The 15,609-nt window shown below is 41.6% G+C and carries 19 protein-coding genes; 5 read left to right on the forward strand and 14 right to left on the reverse strand.

What is annotated here, in order from left to right; all coding sequences use genetic code 11:
- The first annotated feature begins 69 nt into the window (after positions 1-69).
- Positions 70-627: a cysteine hydrolase family protein gene (locus FLL45_RS09075; RefSeq protein ID WP_142941700.1), complete on the forward strand. Its 558-nt coding sequence runs from the start codon at positions 70-72 to the stop codon at positions 625-627.
- On the opposite strand, the gene FLL45_RS09080 is transcribed toward FLL45_RS09075, so the two are convergent.
- Both FLL45_RS09080 and FLL45_RS09085 read right to left on the reverse strand, forming a co-directional pair.
- A complete protein-coding gene (locus FLL45_RS09080) occupies positions 613-1,206 on the reverse strand; it encodes a site-2 protease family protein (RefSeq protein WP_342778750.1) in 594 nt (197 codons plus the stop codon). The two genes, FLL45_RS09075 and FLL45_RS09080, sit on opposite strands and share 15 nt — an antisense overlap.
- A 71-nt stretch (positions 1,207-1,277) precedes the next feature.
- Positions 1,278-2,006 (reverse strand): hypothetical protein, encoded by a 729-nt coding sequence (locus tag FLL45_RS09085; RefSeq protein ID WP_142941702.1) that lies wholly within the window; start codon positions 2,004-2,006, stop codon positions 1,278-1,280.
- A gap of 199 nt (positions 2,007-2,205) precedes the next feature.
- Between FLL45_RS09085 and def the strand changes: the two genes are divergently transcribed.
- The 3 genes from def (at position 2,206) to FLL45_RS09100 (ending at position 4,171) form a co-directional block, all read left to right on the forward strand.
- On the forward strand, positions 2,206-2,733 hold the full coding sequence (def, locus tag FLL45_RS09090) for a peptide deformylase (RefSeq protein ID WP_142941703.1): 528 nt from the start codon (positions 2,206-2,208) through the stop codon (positions 2,731-2,733).
- Between the two features lie 41 nt (positions 2,734-2,774).
- Complete coding sequence (locus FLL45_RS09095; RefSeq protein WP_142941704.1) at positions 2,775-3,617, forward strand: SIR2 family NAD-dependent protein deacylase; 843 nt, start codon at positions 2,775-2,777, stop codon at positions 3,615-3,617.
- A 95-nt stretch (positions 3,618-3,712) separates the two neighbouring features.
- A complete protein-coding gene (locus tag FLL45_RS09100; RefSeq protein WP_142941705.1) occupies positions 3,713-4,171 on the forward strand; it encodes a GNAT family N-acetyltransferase in 459 nt (152 codons plus the stop codon).
- Here FLL45_RS09100 and FLL45_RS09105 read toward each other — a convergent pair.
- From FLL45_RS09105 to FLL45_RS09120, 4 genes are all read right to left on the reverse strand, one after another.
- Complete coding sequence (locus tag FLL45_RS09105) at positions 4,168-4,719, reverse strand: hypothetical protein (RefSeq protein WP_142941706.1); 552 nt, start codon at positions 4,717-4,719, stop codon at positions 4,168-4,170. The two genes, FLL45_RS09100 and FLL45_RS09105, sit on opposite strands and share 4 nt — an antisense overlap.
- Positions 4,720-4,965: 246 nt before the next feature.
- On the reverse strand, positions 4,966-5,349 hold the full coding sequence (locus tag FLL45_RS09110; protein WP_142941707.1) for a hypothetical protein: 384 nt from the start codon (positions 5,347-5,349) through the stop codon (positions 4,966-4,968).
- Positions 5,346-6,194 carry an S-formylglutathione hydrolase gene (gene fghA, locus FLL45_RS09115; RefSeq protein ID WP_142941708.1) on the reverse strand — a complete coding sequence of 283 codons (849 nt, stop codon included), beginning with the start codon at positions 6,192-6,194 and terminating at the stop codon, positions 5,346-5,348. Before fghA ends, FLL45_RS09110 begins: the two co-directional genes overlap by 4 nt.
- Positions 6,195-6,232: 38 nt before the next feature.
- A complete protein-coding gene (locus tag FLL45_RS09120; RefSeq protein ID WP_142941709.1) occupies positions 6,233-7,345 on the reverse strand; it encodes an S-(hydroxymethyl)glutathione dehydrogenase/class III alcohol dehydrogenase in 1,113 nt (370 codons plus the stop codon).
- Between the two features lie 306 nt (positions 7,346-7,651).
- Here FLL45_RS09120 and ruvB point away from each other — a divergent pair, with 306 nt between their 5' ends.
- Positions 7,652-8,674, forward strand: a complete 1,023-nt coding sequence (gene ruvB / locus FLL45_RS09125; RefSeq protein WP_142941710.1) for a Holliday junction branch migration DNA helicase RuvB — start codon at positions 7,652-7,654, stop codon at positions 8,672-8,674.
- A 22-nt stretch (positions 8,675-8,696) separates the two neighbouring features.
- Here ruvB and FLL45_RS09130 read toward each other — a convergent pair whose 3' ends face one another.
- The 8 genes from FLL45_RS09130 to FLL45_RS09165 all read right to left on the reverse strand — a co-directional run bounded on the left by FLL45_RS09130 (position 8,697) and on the right by FLL45_RS09165 (position 15,608).
- Positions 8,697-9,155, reverse strand: a complete 459-nt coding sequence (locus FLL45_RS09130) for a GFA family protein (RefSeq protein ID WP_142941711.1) — start codon at positions 9,153-9,155, stop codon at positions 8,697-8,699.
- A gap of 128 nt (positions 9,156-9,283) precedes the next feature.
- Positions 9,284-10,357 (reverse strand): phosphotransferase enzyme family protein, encoded by a 1,074-nt coding sequence (locus FLL45_RS09135; protein ID WP_142941712.1) that lies wholly within the window; start codon positions 10,355-10,357, stop codon positions 9,284-9,286.
- Positions 10,358-10,370: 13 nt separating this feature from the next.
- Positions 10,371-10,817, reverse strand: a complete 447-nt coding sequence (locus tag FLL45_RS09140; RefSeq protein WP_142941713.1) for a hypothetical protein — start codon at positions 10,815-10,817, stop codon at positions 10,371-10,373.
- Positions 10,818-10,854: 37 nt separating this feature from the next.
- Entirely contained in the window at positions 10,855-11,991 is a 1,137-nt protein-coding gene (locus tag FLL45_RS09145) for a D-2-hydroxyacid dehydrogenase (RefSeq protein ID WP_142941714.1), read from the reverse strand.
- Positions 11,992-12,064: 73 nt separating this feature from the next.
- A complete protein-coding gene (locus tag FLL45_RS09150; RefSeq protein WP_142942244.1) occupies positions 12,065-12,775 on the reverse strand; it encodes a YecA/YgfB family protein in 711 nt (236 codons plus the stop codon).
- A 387-nt stretch (positions 12,776-13,162) separates the two neighbouring features.
- The gene (locus tag FLL45_RS09155) at positions 13,163-13,408 is read right to left on the reverse strand and encodes a hypothetical protein (protein ID WP_142941715.1); all 246 of its coding nucleotides are present in this window, start codon (positions 13,406-13,408) and stop codon (positions 13,163-13,165) included.
- A gap of 12 nt (positions 13,409-13,420) precedes the next feature.
- Positions 13,421-14,734 (reverse strand): hypothetical protein, encoded by a 1,314-nt coding sequence (locus FLL45_RS09160; RefSeq protein ID WP_142941716.1) that lies wholly within the window; start codon positions 14,732-14,734, stop codon positions 13,421-13,423.
- Positions 14,721-15,608: an ABC transporter ATP-binding protein gene (locus FLL45_RS09165; protein WP_142941717.1), complete on the reverse strand. Its 888-nt coding sequence runs from the start codon at positions 15,606-15,608 to the stop codon at positions 14,721-14,723. The genes FLL45_RS09160 and FLL45_RS09165 overlap by 14 nt, the downstream gene beginning before the upstream one ends.
- Position 15,609: the final 1 nt, after the last annotated feature.

Below are 15,609 nucleotides of genomic sequence, written 5' to 3' on the forward strand. Positions count from 1 at the left end.
AAGGACTTGATGCGAACAGTGCTTCGGTTTAGAGTCCTTATTTTGTGGTAATCAAATTCAAGGTAAGTTATGAGACCGGCTTTATTAATTATTGATGTTCAAAAGGGGTTTGATGACCCGTATTGGGGGACTCGGAACAACCTGGAGGCTGAAAGTCATATTGCTCGGTTGCTCAAATCTTGGCGACGCCTCCAGCTCCCCGTAATTCATGTCCGCCATTGTTCGACAGAACCGAATTCACCGCTCAGGCCCGGTTCTGTTGGAAACGAATTTAAAGAAGCCGCTGTGCCGCTAGACGGTGAACAAACATTCGACAAAAGTGTCAATAGTGCGTTTATTGGAACTGGGCTCGATGAACATCTACGCAGTAAAAATATTGGCGAGCTGGTTATTGTCGGATTAACCACCGACCACTGTGTGTCGACGACGACCAGAATGGCAGGCAATCTGGGATATAAAGTTTCCTTGCCAGCCGATGCAACAGCGACTTTCAATCGACTAGATATCAATGGAAACAACATTTCTGCAGATGATATCCATCGGATACACCTGTCAAGTTTACATAAAGAGTTTTGCGAAGTTACAACAACCGACGAAATTCTCGAGACAGTGTTAAACGATAATTAGATACTGAGTAATAGTGTTCGCTACGCCCATTAAAAAAGAGAAAATGGGTAGGCCCACCAAACTAAGCATAATGAGTCCAAACAAGACCATTGCGCCGTAGGCGTGATTCCATCGAACATATTTATAGGCTAAGTCTCTCGATAAGAAGTAGGGAAGGATGTAGTGTCCATCTAGTGGACCGATGGGCAGTAAATTGAAAAGCATCAATAGTAAGTTAATAAACGCCATATACTGAAAAAACAGTAACCCGCCTTGCGAGCTCAATAGCCCTAAGTCATTAGTAGCCGCGAGCGCAAAAACGTTGATACATAGAATCGCAAGAATGAGATTCATTGCCGGTCCTGCTGCACTTATCCAAAGCGAGGCTTGTGGAGAGTTAAAGTTTCGAGGATCGGTGGGTACTGGTTTCGCATACCCAAAGCCAATAATCGCAACCATCAGCAATCCCATGGGATCGATATGAGCAACAGGATTTAATGTCAAACGTCCCATTCGCTCAGCGGTATTGTCGCCAAACTTTTTCGCTGTCCAAGCGTGACCAAACTCGTGGAAAGACAAAGAAATCACTATGGCAATTATTGCATAGTGAAGAGTTCAACTTGTCCCTGCATTAATAAACTAATCATGGTGAGTGTTATATCTTGTGTGAATCACATCTCTTGTGGTTTGGGAATATAATAAATATGCATTCCAGGAATATCTGATTTTTCCACCAATGTCATACTATTGAACCAATTCTCATTGGTCATATTTGAATAAAGGTTTTGCCAATCTGCTGCCTCACTTGACTGTACTTTTAGTCGACACATATGATTGATACAGTTCACTTCTTCGATAAAATGAAGACCGTTCGGATCGCTATTTGCGATGAAATTAGTAATTCGATTTTCGTACTCTACTCCCCACTCACTTTTTTGTGAATTGGCATCAAACATACGATTGAACTCTTTGATTTGCTCCGGCTTAAGCTCAATAGCAACACCTTTAAATCGATTTCTGAAGGAGCCTTTCATGCGATTTTCAAAGTCATCCATGCTAATTGTCTCCAAGCCTTTGGGAGGGCTATCAGATTCAGCACTTTCCTTTGTCGCATATTGCTCCAGCGCTGCTTCGAGCGAGTTTATTTTGGAAGCTTGCGTGTCGACTAATCGTCTTAATTGTTCCAGTTCAGATTGACTTTGTTCAAGGTTTGATGGTGATGGAACTTGTATGGGTCGATCGAAAGCTGTCGAGTCAGAAGCTGTTTCTGGTTTAGTGATGGTTGGGATTCGCTCAGGGAGCGGGTTTTGTGGTTCAGTTTTTGGTTGGCCAAAAATGACATAGGCAACAATAAAGCCTGCAGTAGCAGCCATAGCATATGGAATCGTTTTAATGAGCATAGAGCGAATGGGTATCCTTTAACTTCCCGAGAATTAATGGTCATTCAATCATTCGGCTAATGTAGCAAATATTACCGGTAGATATCACTATCTATTAGATAAATATTGTCACTAGATATGAAGTTACTGTGTATAAATTGAGTAATTTTGGTACATTTAAAAAACGCAAGGTAGAACAAAAAGTGGCTAAACGATTCAGATGGCGGTACGGGATATTCTAAAAATGGGCAATCCACTGCTTCAACAAGCCAGTGAGCCCGTTACTGAGTTTGCGACCCAAGAATTGAGTGATTTAATAGTCGATCTAAAGGACACAATGGAAGCCGCCAATGGTGCGGGGATCGCCGCTCCTCAAATAGGAGTCCTCAAGCAAGTCGTTATGTTTGGCGTTCAAAGCAACCCCAGGTATCCTGATGCTGAGCCCGTTCCGTTCACGATATTAATCAATCCCTCGATTACCATATTGTCCAATGTTCGCTCGGCTTATTGGGAAGGGTGTTTGAGTGTTCCTGGTATGCGCGGCTTAGTGGAAAGACCTAATCACATTAATTATTCAGGATTTAACCAATTTGGTGACGTCGTCGATCGTGAAGCGACCGGTTTTCATGCTACTGTTGTCCAGCATGAATGTGATCACTTGAATGGTGTACTCTACCCCATGCGTATTAGGGACATGAGTTATTTTGGTTTTTCCGAAGAAATCGACAAATTACTCGACGACCATTGAAAAGTAGATAATCAAAAGAATTTTAAGAGCGAATAATAACTTTGACTAAAGTAGATACGCGAGTAATCGGCGAAGCGGCCAACGCGATTATTCAGGCTGATGGTTTAATTATAGCTGCAGGTGCTGGCTTGGGTGTCGATTCGGGATTGCCTGATTTTCGCGGGCAGCAAGGATTTTGGAAAGCTTATCCTGCACTTGCTGAGGCGGGATTGGAGTTTACCGAAATTGCCAATCCATTGGCTTTTAGTATGAGCCCAAAGCTTGCATGGGGTTTTTACGGCCACCGATTAAATCTCTACCGCAAAACGATACCTCATGAAGGGTTTCATATCCTTAAGCAAATTGCTGACCGAATGCCCAACGGTTTTCAAGTTTTTACTAGCAATGTCGATGGTCAATTCCAAAAAGCAGGGTTTAACGAAAACAAAATTTATGAATGTCATGGTTCGATTCATCATTTGCAATGCGCTGAATCTTGTCGGCCAAATATTTGGTCAGCTGATAGCTTGATAATTGAAACTGATGATGTGCATTGTCTAGCCGTTAGTGAGCTTCCAACTTGTCCATACTGTCGAGAGTTTGCAAGGCCCAATATTTTGATGTTTGATGACTTCAATTGGCAAAGCGAAAGAGCCGACTCCCAAAGAGCTAAAATGACCAAAAATATTCAACAAATGCAGAGCCCAGTTATCATCGAATTAGGTGCGGGAGAGAGCGTTGCGACCGTAAGATATTTTAGTGAGTCTCAACCGGGAAAATTAATCCGCATAAATCCCAGAGATTTTGATGTCCCAAATGGAGGATTGAGTGTCAAATTAGGGGCGTTAGAAGGGTTAACCTTGATCGTGAATACGCTATCCACATTAGGATATTTTGAAAATTAACTGGCAATTGGTATTTGCGATTTTCGAACTTTTGTGATGATTCACTTGCAAAGAATAGCGTTTGAGTATTGACGCTTTTTGATAGGTTAAACAAGATGGTTTTTCGTGAAGCTAAAATCTCCGATTCTCAACAGATTGCTGAACTGATCTATCGAGTCGCGCTACCCTTCAAGTTAGTCGATTTCACTGAGGTAGGTTGGCAATTTAGTTGTGAGTACAACACCGTCGAAAAAATCAGGCAGCGCTTTAGTCAGCCCAATTATATCACTTGGGTTTGTGAGGTTGATGGAACAATCATTGGGTTAATATCGGTTTTAGAAAAAATGCAAATTAGTCAACTATTTGTTGATGCGACATTCCGAAAACGAGGTGTTGCAAAACGTCTTTGGCGTGAGGTACTCAATCAACTTACGCTCGACGATAATAATCCAGTGCAGTTTTCAGTAAAGTCTTCGAGTTTTGCTGTGAAGTTTTACGAAAAAATCGGTTTCCAAGTCATTGGTGAGCGCCAATGTTCGAATGGTATTTGGTTTATCCCAATGACGTTGAGCTAATCCGAAAGCTCATCGTTTGCAACTTGTTTCTTGCTATAAAAACCGACAAAAGCATCAGCCCATGTTTTTCCGTTATCAGCAGAGCTTTGCCAGTGTTGCTTTACTCGTCCGTCTTTTAATGGTGTCCATGTAATTCGGTGAAGAATACTTTTACCTTCTTTGTTAGGTCGAACACCTGATAGAATCATCTTTCCCGCTGCATACTTGCCATCAAGATAAAGCGGATTGCCACTTTGATCTATCCAAGTTTGATGCCATTTTTTTTCAGCACGGTCGTAAAAGTTATAACTTTTACCTTTGTTACCTCTGGCGCTGAGCCAATTTTCAGAAATTGCACAGCCGCCCAAGATAGCGTAGATTTTATTTTCGCCAACTGCATTTCCCTTGGCATCTTTCACTTGCCAATCGCCTAGCCAAAAGTCAAATTGACGATATGCCTCTGATGTACATAGTTTTGGCTGCGCTGCAATTGCCGACGAACTCAACAACAATAAAAGAGTAATGATGGAAAAGAGTGTGGAAAGAAAACAATAATATTGCTTACTCATTGTCAGCCTCTGGAGTTTATTATGTTGGTCGTGTTACCTATCAAACCAATCAAGTAAATCGTTAATATCTTACGGCTTTTGCATTAGTGTTATGCTGTGTTTGTAGTATTGTTAATGCGTTGCTTTTAGTTCGAATTTTTAGTTCGAAATTTTTCTTTGATAATTTACTTCGATATTTTGAAATTGCGTTTTTTGATGATTGCTCTGGTTTTAGACTCTCGCGTTCATCAAAGGACTAAAAATTTGTTAGGACTTTGGTAACTTACCTTCCATTTGAAGTGCAACTCTTAAAACATTGCCTTCCATGAACACGTTTTTACCATAGCGAACAATCCGAGTTTCTCCGCCAACTAATTGCGCCGTTTCTTGTGGGACATGTTCTAAAATGTCTTGGTCATGAAAGTCAATAAACTCACCACCAGAAGATAAAATTTCTCGGTTGTCTAAAAAATGTGGTCCGGGTACAGTCATTAAAGATTGATCTTCACAAACCAGTGTTGTCATTACTTTATCTTCGAAAATGTCGTAACCCAAATATTCAGCAAAATACTGAACTGCTTGTTCTGCATCACTGGCCGCAACAAACCAATCCTCACAATGGTCGCATGATTCAACCCAATAAATATTCATTGTGCTGCCAAATTATCCTCATGAAACAATAAATGATCGCCAATAAAACTGCTGATAAAGTAATAGCTATGGTCGTAACCTTCTTGCATGCGAAGCTCGATATCTTGCCCTTTTTCTCTGCAGGCTTTTAAAAATAAATCTGGTTTTAACTGTTCTTCAAGAAACTCATCACTGGTCCCTTGGTCGATAAGTATTTTAGAGGGTGATTTACACCCGTTTTTCATTAACTCAGTTGCGTCATATCGTTGCCACTCGTTGTGATCGTCGCCTAGGTATCCGGTGAAGGCTTTTTGGCCCCAGGGGCATTGCGAAGGGGCAACGATCGGTGAAAAAGCAGAAACGGAAGGAAAAATATCTGGGTTTCTCAATCCGATAGTCAATGCTCCGTGTCCTCCCATGGAGTGTCCCATTAGACCAAAATGAGGCGTTACTACCGGAAAGTTGTGGCTGATGATATCGGGTAGTTCTTTACTAATATAGTCATACATTCTGTAGTTGGCGGACCAAGGTTTTTGAGTGGCATTGAGATAAAAGCCCGCTCCACTGCCAAAGTCATAACTATCGTGTTCTTCTGGGAAGTTTGTGCCGCGAGGAGATGTATCTGGACAAACAATAATCAAACCCAGTTCTTGCGCATAACGCTGGAAGCCGGCTTTGGTAGTGACGTTTTCGTGGGTACACGTTAACCCCGATAAATATATAATTGCCGGTCTTTTATGAGTCCAAGCGATTTGTGGAATATAAACACTAAACGCCATTTCACATCGAGTGACAATCGAGTTATGTTGATAAACCGCTTGGCTACCGGCAAAGCATTTATTCTCGGTTTTTTTAGTTATTTGCATGATTAAACAATCGTTCCTTCGAGCCAGTTACTCATTCATTAATCGTATAATACGACACTACGAATGCTTTTTCCTGCATGCATCAAATCGAAAGCCGTATTGATTTCTTCAAGCGGCATAGTATGGGTGATTAAATCATCAATATTAATTTTTCCTTGCATGTACCAGTCAACGATTTTCGGTACATCAGTTCTCCCTTTTGCGCCACCAAACGCGCTTCCGCGCCACACGCGACCGGTGACTAATTGGAAGGGGCGAGTTTTTATTTCTTGACCAGCACCAGCGACGCCTATGATAGTACTCTCTCCCCATCCTTTATGGCAGCACTCTAAGGCATCGCGCATCACATCCACATTACCGATACACTCGAATGAGTGATCGGCCCCGCCTTTGGTTAAGTCGACTAAGTAGGGCACTAAATCGCCTTCGACTTCTTTGGGATTCACGAAGTGAGTCATGCCAAATTTCTCGGCCATGACTTTTTTGTCGGGGTTTGTATCGACGCCAACTATCATATTTGCTCCGACCATTCGAGCACCTTGAATTACATTAAGCCCGATACCACCTAAACCAAAAACTATAACATTATCCCCAGGTTGAACTTTAGCGGTGTTGATAACTGCGCCGATTCCGGTTGTTACCCCACAACCGATATAACAAACTTTATCAAATGGGGCGTCCTGACGTATTTTGGCTAGCGCGATTTCTGGTACGACAGTGAAATTAGCAAAGGTTGAAGTACCCATGTAATGAAAGATTTTTTCGCCGTTTAGTGAAAAACGAGAGGTGCCATCGGGCATTAGACCTTGGCCTTGAGTTTCACGAATTGCCTGGCATAAATTAGTCTTCCCTGAGAGACAATACTCACATTGGCGACATTCAGGGGTGTAAAGTGGAATAACATGATCACCTGGTTTTAAACTGGTGACACCAGGACCAACTTCTCTCACTATGCCTGCACCTTCATGGCCTAATATCGCGGGAAATAACCCCTCTGGATCAGCGCCGGAGAGTGTGAACTCGTCAGTATGGCAAATTCCCGTCGCTTTTATTTCGACCAAACATTCTCCCGCAGATGGACCATCGAGAGATACCGTTTCGATTGATAGAGGTTTACCCGCCTCAAAGGCGACAGCTGCTTTGGTTTCCATTGTTGTCCTTGCTAGTCCCAAATATAATTGTTGAAATTGTTATAGATAGCTCGGCTTGTTGAATGTGAAATATCGACGAGCTGCTTATCCATTGTGCAACTGGATGCTGAGATTTTCAACTCATAACTGATATTCTCTGAGTAAGTCTGCTTGGAGCAGATAGGCAGAACCATAGAGTTAACTGATTCTCAGCATAAAATTCCTTGAATTTGATTCCCTAATATTATCAAATTGGGGTAATATACTACTCAAATAAACACCTGTTTATGTTTGTAATGATCCCATTCCCTAACACGCGGCTAAAACATGATTGAGACAGATCGGATTATTAGTGCTTCCAGCCAAGGAACGGAAGAGCAAGTCGACCGAGCGATTCGGCCTAAAAAGCTTACTGACTATGTCGGTCAGCCTAAGGTTCGTGAGCAAATGGAGATTGCTTTTCAAGCAGCGCGAAACCGACAAGACGCGCTCGATCATACGTTAATATTTGGGCCGCCAGGGCTTGGAAAGACGACTTTAGCCAATATCATCGCTAATGAAATGGGGGTCAATATTCGGCATACCTCAGGCCCGGTTTTAGAAAAAGCCGGCGATTTAGCCGCTCTTTTGACCAATCTCGAAGAAAACGATGTTCTGTTTATCGATGAAATCCATCGTTTGAGTCCGATGGTTGAAGAAATCCTTTATCCGGCTATGGAAGATTACCAGTTGGATATCATGATAGGGGAGGGCCCTGCGGCACGCTCGATTAAGCTTGATTTACCCCCTTTCACATTGGTTGGCGCGACAACTCGAGCGGGCTTGTTGACGTCACCGTTGCGGGATCGTTTTGGTATTGTTCAGCGACTGGAGTTCTATGAAATTGGTGATCTTACCTCGATAGTCGAACGCTCCGCCAATATCATTGGCTTGCCCATCGATACCAATGGTGCAAAAGAAATAGCGCGGCGATCTCGAGGAACGCCAAGAATAGCAAATCGTTTGTTAAGGCGAGTGCGTGATTATGCTGAGGTGAAATCAGACGGGAAAATAACCCAAGAGATTTCTGATATGGCGCTTAACTTGCTCGATGTGGATGACAAAGGGTTCGACAATATGGATCGTAAGTTGATTCTGGCGATTATTAATAAGTTTGACGGTGGTCCGGTAGGGCTTGATTCTATTGCAGCCGCAATAGGAGAAGAGCGAGATACAATTGATGACGTGTTAGAGCCTTTTTTGATCCAACAAGGTTTTTTACATCGTACTCCCCGTGGACGCGTTGCGACTAAATTAGCCTATCAACACTTTGGTTATAAACCAATCAATAACGACTTATTTGATGAGTGATTGATTAAAAAAATAAAAGTCTCTAAATTAAGCGGCACTTATCCATTATATCGCGAGTCCAGGGTAACGCTTCTGAACCCCATTGATCCGATTGGGGGACGAGTTTCTGGCGTTGTTTGATTGTACCCACTCTTAGATTGAATTCAGCCGCATCATTAACTGCCGTTGAATAAATTTGTGTGCCACAATTGTCACAGAAGCAGAGGGCTCGTTGATTACCACTTTCGGCTATTTTTATATAAGTTTTGAGCTCACCGCAAACTAATTGAAAGTCTGACTTTAGGGTGGGAAGGTTGATTCGAAAAGCGCTGCCAGAAGTCACTTGGCAATCATTGCAATGGCATATTCGAACTCTATTTAAATCGATTAGCGCTGTATATTGGATTTTTTTACAGTGACAACTCCCTTCAATATTTAGACTCGACTGCTCAACTGTTTTAGGACGATCAGTTTTTTTTGAACTATCAGTAATATTTGACATGTGGAATCCTTTTTATTGGCGATATGTGAGCTATCTTCAATAGTTAAGTTAATGTCGATTATAAGGTTATCATCGAAAATAAATTTACTGTCGAAAGTGAATTCACGGTCGACATGTGATTTTTCTACTTAGGCTTCTTTAGCGAGCGCCTGCCAATAGCTCAAATCTTTAGATAGTTGTTCAAGATAATTAAACTGATTGCGACAACGGATTAGGTTGTGATCCTCGTAATCAGTTTTAAAGTAGTTATCACCTTCTAAAAAGTCGGTTAAGAACCTAATGCCAAGCATATAGTAAATGAGTTGAACTGCGGTCACCATATGACTTTTTTCAAACTCGCTTAAGTGAGTGTGAGTTGCATTCAGATAACCTTGTGAGGTTGCTTTAAAAATTTCAGTGTCAAGATATTGATGTTTTAAATCATTGCTGTCTTCACGAGAAGAAGGCGTAAATGAGCGAACCATGTCAGCATAATCATAGAGCCAACATCCTGGCATTATTGTATCCCAGTCGATGAGTGCTTTGGGTTTCTTTGTTTGCCGATCAAACAGCTGATTGGTAATTTTGGTATCATTGTGGGTCACTTTTATTCTAAGATTTCCGTTTGCCAGATTTGAGGACTGCCACTCACCTAGCCAAGTGAAACGCTCGATTAACTCAATCTCCCGAGCACAAAATCTTCGACGGTTAAGTAAATCGACCCTCAGGACTTTTTTAAAGCGCTCCAGACGTTTGCTGAGGTTGTGAAAATCAGGGATGGTGGTGTGAAAGTCATCCGGATTTAGATCGCCTAAATGTAAATCAAAAAGTCCGATCATTTTCGCAGCATCATGCGCTTGCTCAGGAGACTCGATCTTTTCAAGCGTTATTGAATTCTCAATAAAAGGCATCATCCGCCAAAGGCGGTTATTAATTTCAATAATTGAATCACCATTAAGGGTTTTAACGGATTGTAATCCAGAATATGGATAGCCTGACTGCATTAGATGGATTGAAACACGATCAAAATTTTCCTGAATTGCAAATGGTTGAGTGAAAACTTGAGTATTGAGTCTCTGTAATATAAATGATTGATGCCCATCTTGAACTCTAAATGAATCGTTGATGAGTCCTGAATTGATGGTGATAACTTCATCAAGTGAAGCTTTAATCGCAAAAGATTGCGACACTTTGTCCCAATCTTTTAGTAAATTATTATTCATTGATAAACCGACATTACATCAATTCATGTTTACCGCCACGATTCACTGGCTTACCAGGCTTAACCAATTTGATGTCTTTGATCTTAAATGGGGTGCCCCATTGTTGAATAGTCATGACGTCTTCATCTTTTTCCCCAGAAAATTCAATGATTGCGCCGTGTTGTAAATATTCTTTTGGTAAGCCCATCGGTAATAATTTAGTCCCTTTATCTGTGGTGATACCAAAAAAACCACCTTCCAAGTCAACGTACTGGATCGTTCCTTTATAAGGGAGGATATTTTTCACATTCGCTTCCTCTATGTTGTTTTCTTTCTCTTCCTTTTTATAAGTTGCCGATGTTGACGCATTTGTTTCGGCTGTCGACGAATTTTCCGGTGAAGTCGATTCAACTTTTTGTTGGCATGCCATTAATATTGAGGAAGAAAAAAGCGAGATAATTAATAAAACTTTGGTATTCATATATTCTCCAAGAGTGCCTGAGATTGAGGCTCTATCATTAATAGCCTTTGTCCAAATCAACGATTGAAATTAACCTATCACCTCGAATGTATCGGTGTAAGTTCTCTTTTGCAAGTGTCATAACTCGTTGACGTAACTTTTCAGAACGATAAGCAACATGGGGAGTAATTATAACTCGCTCTTGTTTCCATAACGGATGATCCGCCGGTAAAGGTTCAGGATCGGTTACATCGAGCCCCGCGCCAGCGAGCTCTCCAGCCTCAAGTGCTGCGAGTAAATCACTTGTTACGACACTCCTTCCTCGAGCAATATTGATAAAGTAAGCTGATGGTTTCATTGCTTTAAAAAACTGTCGATCGAATAAACCGGTTGTTTTGTCTGTTAACGGCACTGTGTTGACGATAACATCTGCTTTTGAAGCAAGAGTCATTAATTCATTTGATAACCCCACATAGTCAACATAAGCAGGTCCTTTTCTGCTACTATTTCGTGTCGCGATTACTTTCATGCCAAGGCCTTTGGCTCTTTTCGCGGTTTCACTACCGATACCGCCTAAGCCGACGACCAACATGGTTCGTCCTTCAATTTCCCAAATTTGATCAACTCCTGGCGCAAGACCACGATCCCAAGTCTGCTTAGCTTGACTTGCTGCGTATTGATCGAGACGTCTGACTAATGCAAACATTAATGCAATGGAGTGTTCAGCAATTTCGGGAGAGGATAGGCGTTTAGTATTTGTCAGTATCATATTTGCATTTTGAATTGCTGGTGAGTTAACGCATCCTTCGACACCGACACCCATTGATTGGAGCCAACTAATATTTAAGTCCTTATCAAATGCTCCAGGAATACAGAAGCCAATAAATACATCGGCAACCTTCAGTTTCTGTTTTGCATCTTCAATGCTTGATGTCGCTTGAAAAGTCAGCTCAGGGAATTCCTTTTTTAACCCGGCAAGATCAGAATCACTCCCCCAAAAGAGAACGCTTTTAGGCGCTCTCCAGCCCGGCATGTCGCGTGATGCCAGTTCGCTTTCGCGAAGTTCAAAGCGATTGATTAACTGTTCCGCGGCGTTTTCATTGGCGGCGAGACTATTAGTGAATAATAAAGCGGTTAAGCTTGCCATAGAAGCCATAAATAAAGCTCTCAAACAATTTTGTCTCTTTTTGCTCACTATATTTTTCTCCAGAGGTTGGTCACCATCGTAAACTTATTTGGGGTGTCGTAATACCACACCTCGATCGCTTTTAATGAAGACAACATTTTTTGAATTTCTTCCCACTACCACAGGGACAAGGATCATTTCTCCCGATATTCTTGAGCTGATTAATACTCGACTCGATTTTCTGTTCAGTGCTTTCTGTACTCGAGTTCTGTGCCATATCTTTTCCCAGCATACCTACGGCGGAAAGTAAACTGGGTAGTGCTTTAAAACATTCGCTCAGATTGGGTAGCTGTGCGTAAAACTCCGGCTCAGATTTTGCGACAGCTTCTTCATTGATAAATCGGCTCAATATTAAATTTAAAACAACCAGGCTTCGGGTTGCCTCGGTTTCCTCTTCCGGCAGCACGGCTTGCCAAGTTGCAGATAGCCAACTATAGCCGCGGAGGTAACCAGTAGCAAAATCGATGAGTGACTGATTTGCTTGTTGATTTTCATCGAGTGTTATGGTGTTCGGAAGTACAAGTTGATGTCCATGATCAAAGAAAGTCGTACAGTATTGCCACCAAGCAACCATGTTTTGGGTGAATTCTTTAAGCTGTTCATCATTGTCAAATTTTAATGTGGTTTTGGGAGAGCGTTTGATTTGCTCAATCCATTCATTTGCACCGATGTTATCAGGGCTCGAAGCAACGGCAGCTACCAAGCCCAAGCACTCGTGCATGCTGCAAAACGATTCGCTAATATTGGGTTGGGAAAAGCAAGCCTCCAAGGCTTCGATACTAAATGACGACATAGACTTCTCTTGAATGAATACAAACTAAAGGGAATATTACCTGTTTTAGGAAGAATAGTCAGAGACTTTATTGGGATTATGGCTGTGAAATAATCTGATTGTTCAATAGTTAAACAATTGAGGTTGGGAATGAAGGCCAAACAATGAGGATTGTTCAAAGAGGCATTTACAAGGAAGGAAATGCAAGGAAAGAAATACAAGGAGGGAAATACAACGAAGACGACATAAATAAGGTCGTGGAAAGGTGGCGATAAAGACCCGATCGCGTGAGCCCTAAAATTACCCAGGCTTAGTTTCGCCGTTAGTTTCAGTTCTGCTAATTGATGGCAGTCCTAATGAAAGGTCACTAATATGACTGCCGAACGACTAGTTTCTGCGAATTGGCCGCTAGATTTTATGAGAAAACCGACTGCGCAGTAAAGCACGCCAATAAAACACTAAAAGAAATGACATGACGATTGTCATGAGCACTATGAAGACAATCGTCGCGACAGAAATGGCGACCCCTTTCTCTGTAAATAACAAACTCTGTGCATTATGGAAAAACAAAAATTCTGATATTGAACCAGGTAAGGAAAAGCTTGTTTTAGCGAGTGTCAAAATGATGGCAATTCCAAAAATAACCTGCGCCATGTTTGCCTCCGTTCATTTAACCTTTAGTAGGCTTTCCATTGGCAATTTAGCAAAATAGGTTTTGCTTATCAGTCTTAATGCGATAAGACTACCAACGTAAATGAAAGCAGGAAGAGAAAACCATTGGTCAGAAGGCGTATTACTCAACCAAATTCCGGCTAATATAATTACGCCTGCGTATGATGCCAGGGCAGTCACTAAAACAAGAGAAACGTTTATCCAGCGTAAACTTAAGAATCCCGGAGAGAAAGCGAGTCCGACTCCAACCACTAGGATAGATTGGAGAACAATCAACTTGAAGTTGTATTCAATGCTCAATAGCTCGGCTAACACTATGACCGAAGCAACCAGAATGGTACAGTTTTTTACGATCAAAAAGTCAACAGCACGAAGGATACGATTCTTCAAATCTATTTGTCCTGGGCCGATAAATGTATGAGCAACTGGTTTAATCTGTGGCATTAATTTCCGAGATTCACCAATTAATGAAATTAGCGTTGAGGCGGTCATCATTACAGTAAAAACTTCAAGAATTGACTTTTCATTGTCGCCCATGAGTGAGAGTGGAATGATGAATACTAAGTAGGTGAGCGGAACTAAGCCTAGTTTAAAATAAGGTAAACAAATCGCCCAGCTAACATCTTTTCTTGACTTTTTAATCATCGGTGTCAAATGCCGCCCGATGGCGTGATTAATCTTAGCAACGATAGGAGGCAAAGTTGCGGATTCACCAATGCCCACTGCTTGCAGAGTTTCTTTGGCTGTCTTTACTTTATCTCTATCGACTTCAAATAAGTAATAAACCAAACCAACCGACGCGCCGATAATCAGCAGCAAAATCACATTTGGCGGAACACCAAGTTTAACTGTGAGTCCAAGCAAAATTGGTGCTGACGGAATTAAAGTTTTATGCAATAAAGACTTCCCTAAAACCGTAAACGCGCTAAACATCGCCGCACAGAAGGGAGTGAACAATAACAAATGGAGTCGCGGTAAATTGATCGACATTACAGATGCTTGAATTGCAGAGTAAACTATGACTAAAATCAAAAATGCACTAATTAACACGTTTCGATAATAAGGGTTAATTGCCCATAGATAATGCTGTTTTAGCTTAAGCATTCCACCGGCAAAGTATATGCCGATAAATGAGCCAATCACACAACTACTCATTAATAAGAACGATAGAATTCGCTCAGGTTCACCTGAGTTACCGGGCAAAATAATTTGCATTGGCATTAATGTCGCTGCAAGCAATATGATTGAAATTAGCGTCACATAAGAGTGGGAAAAGTAGAAACCAATGGTTCGTTTAATCTGTTGCATGACACACCTCTAAATACCAATCCTCTAGTGACATCGGAATGATCTCTATGTGAGCTGAATGATTATTTTTGAACTCGTCAAGCGTTTGCTTCATTGGTGTAGCAATCGTCGCAGTGGCGCCACCAGCGATAGGCGTCCAGTTAATCAGCGAACTAAATTCTTCGGTTTGTTGCAACGGAGCTTCCGTCGAAATCTTGACATGAGCAATTGAGGCTTTGAGCTCTTCTACATCATAGTAGTGTTGGATTTCTCCATTCATGAGCAAGGCCACTTTGTTGGCAACTCGTTCTAAGTCGGAAACTATGTGACTTGAAAAGATTACCGTTGAACCAATTTCGCAAGTTAGTTCCACCAGTTCGCCGAGAAACTGTCTGCGGATATTCGGATCTAAATGGGCGACAGGCTCATCGAGAATCATCAAGTCAGGTTTTACTGAAAGCGCTTGAATAACATGTAAGATTTGTGATTGTCCGCCCGATAAATCGCCGACTCGCTGCTTTGGATCTAAATTCCATTTATGCACGAGTTTTTGACAATAGTTAGCATCCCAAGAAGGAAAGAACCCACCAAGATACGTCAGAAAATCATCGACTTTCATCCACTCAAACCCAGCTGTTTCTTGAGCAACAAAACTAATTTTTTCTCTTTGCGCTTGGCTTAAATTATCCCACTTATTTCCCCATAAAAGAACTTGCCCTTGGTCGCCATTTCTTAAATTCATAATGGACTCCAATAGGGTACTTTTGCCTGCACCGTTACGCCCAAGTAGCGCCACAATATCGCCTTGATTAATTTCAAAATTAAGTGAATCTAAAACTTTGGCATCAGCGTAAGATTTGCTAAAGTTTGTTACAGAAAGGATCGGAGAACTCATA

It is taken from the genome of Aliikangiella marina, assembly GCF_007004765.1.
Taxonomy (GTDB): domain Bacteria; phylum Pseudomonadota; class Gammaproteobacteria; order Enterobacterales; family Kangiellaceae; genus Aliikangiella; species Aliikangiella marina.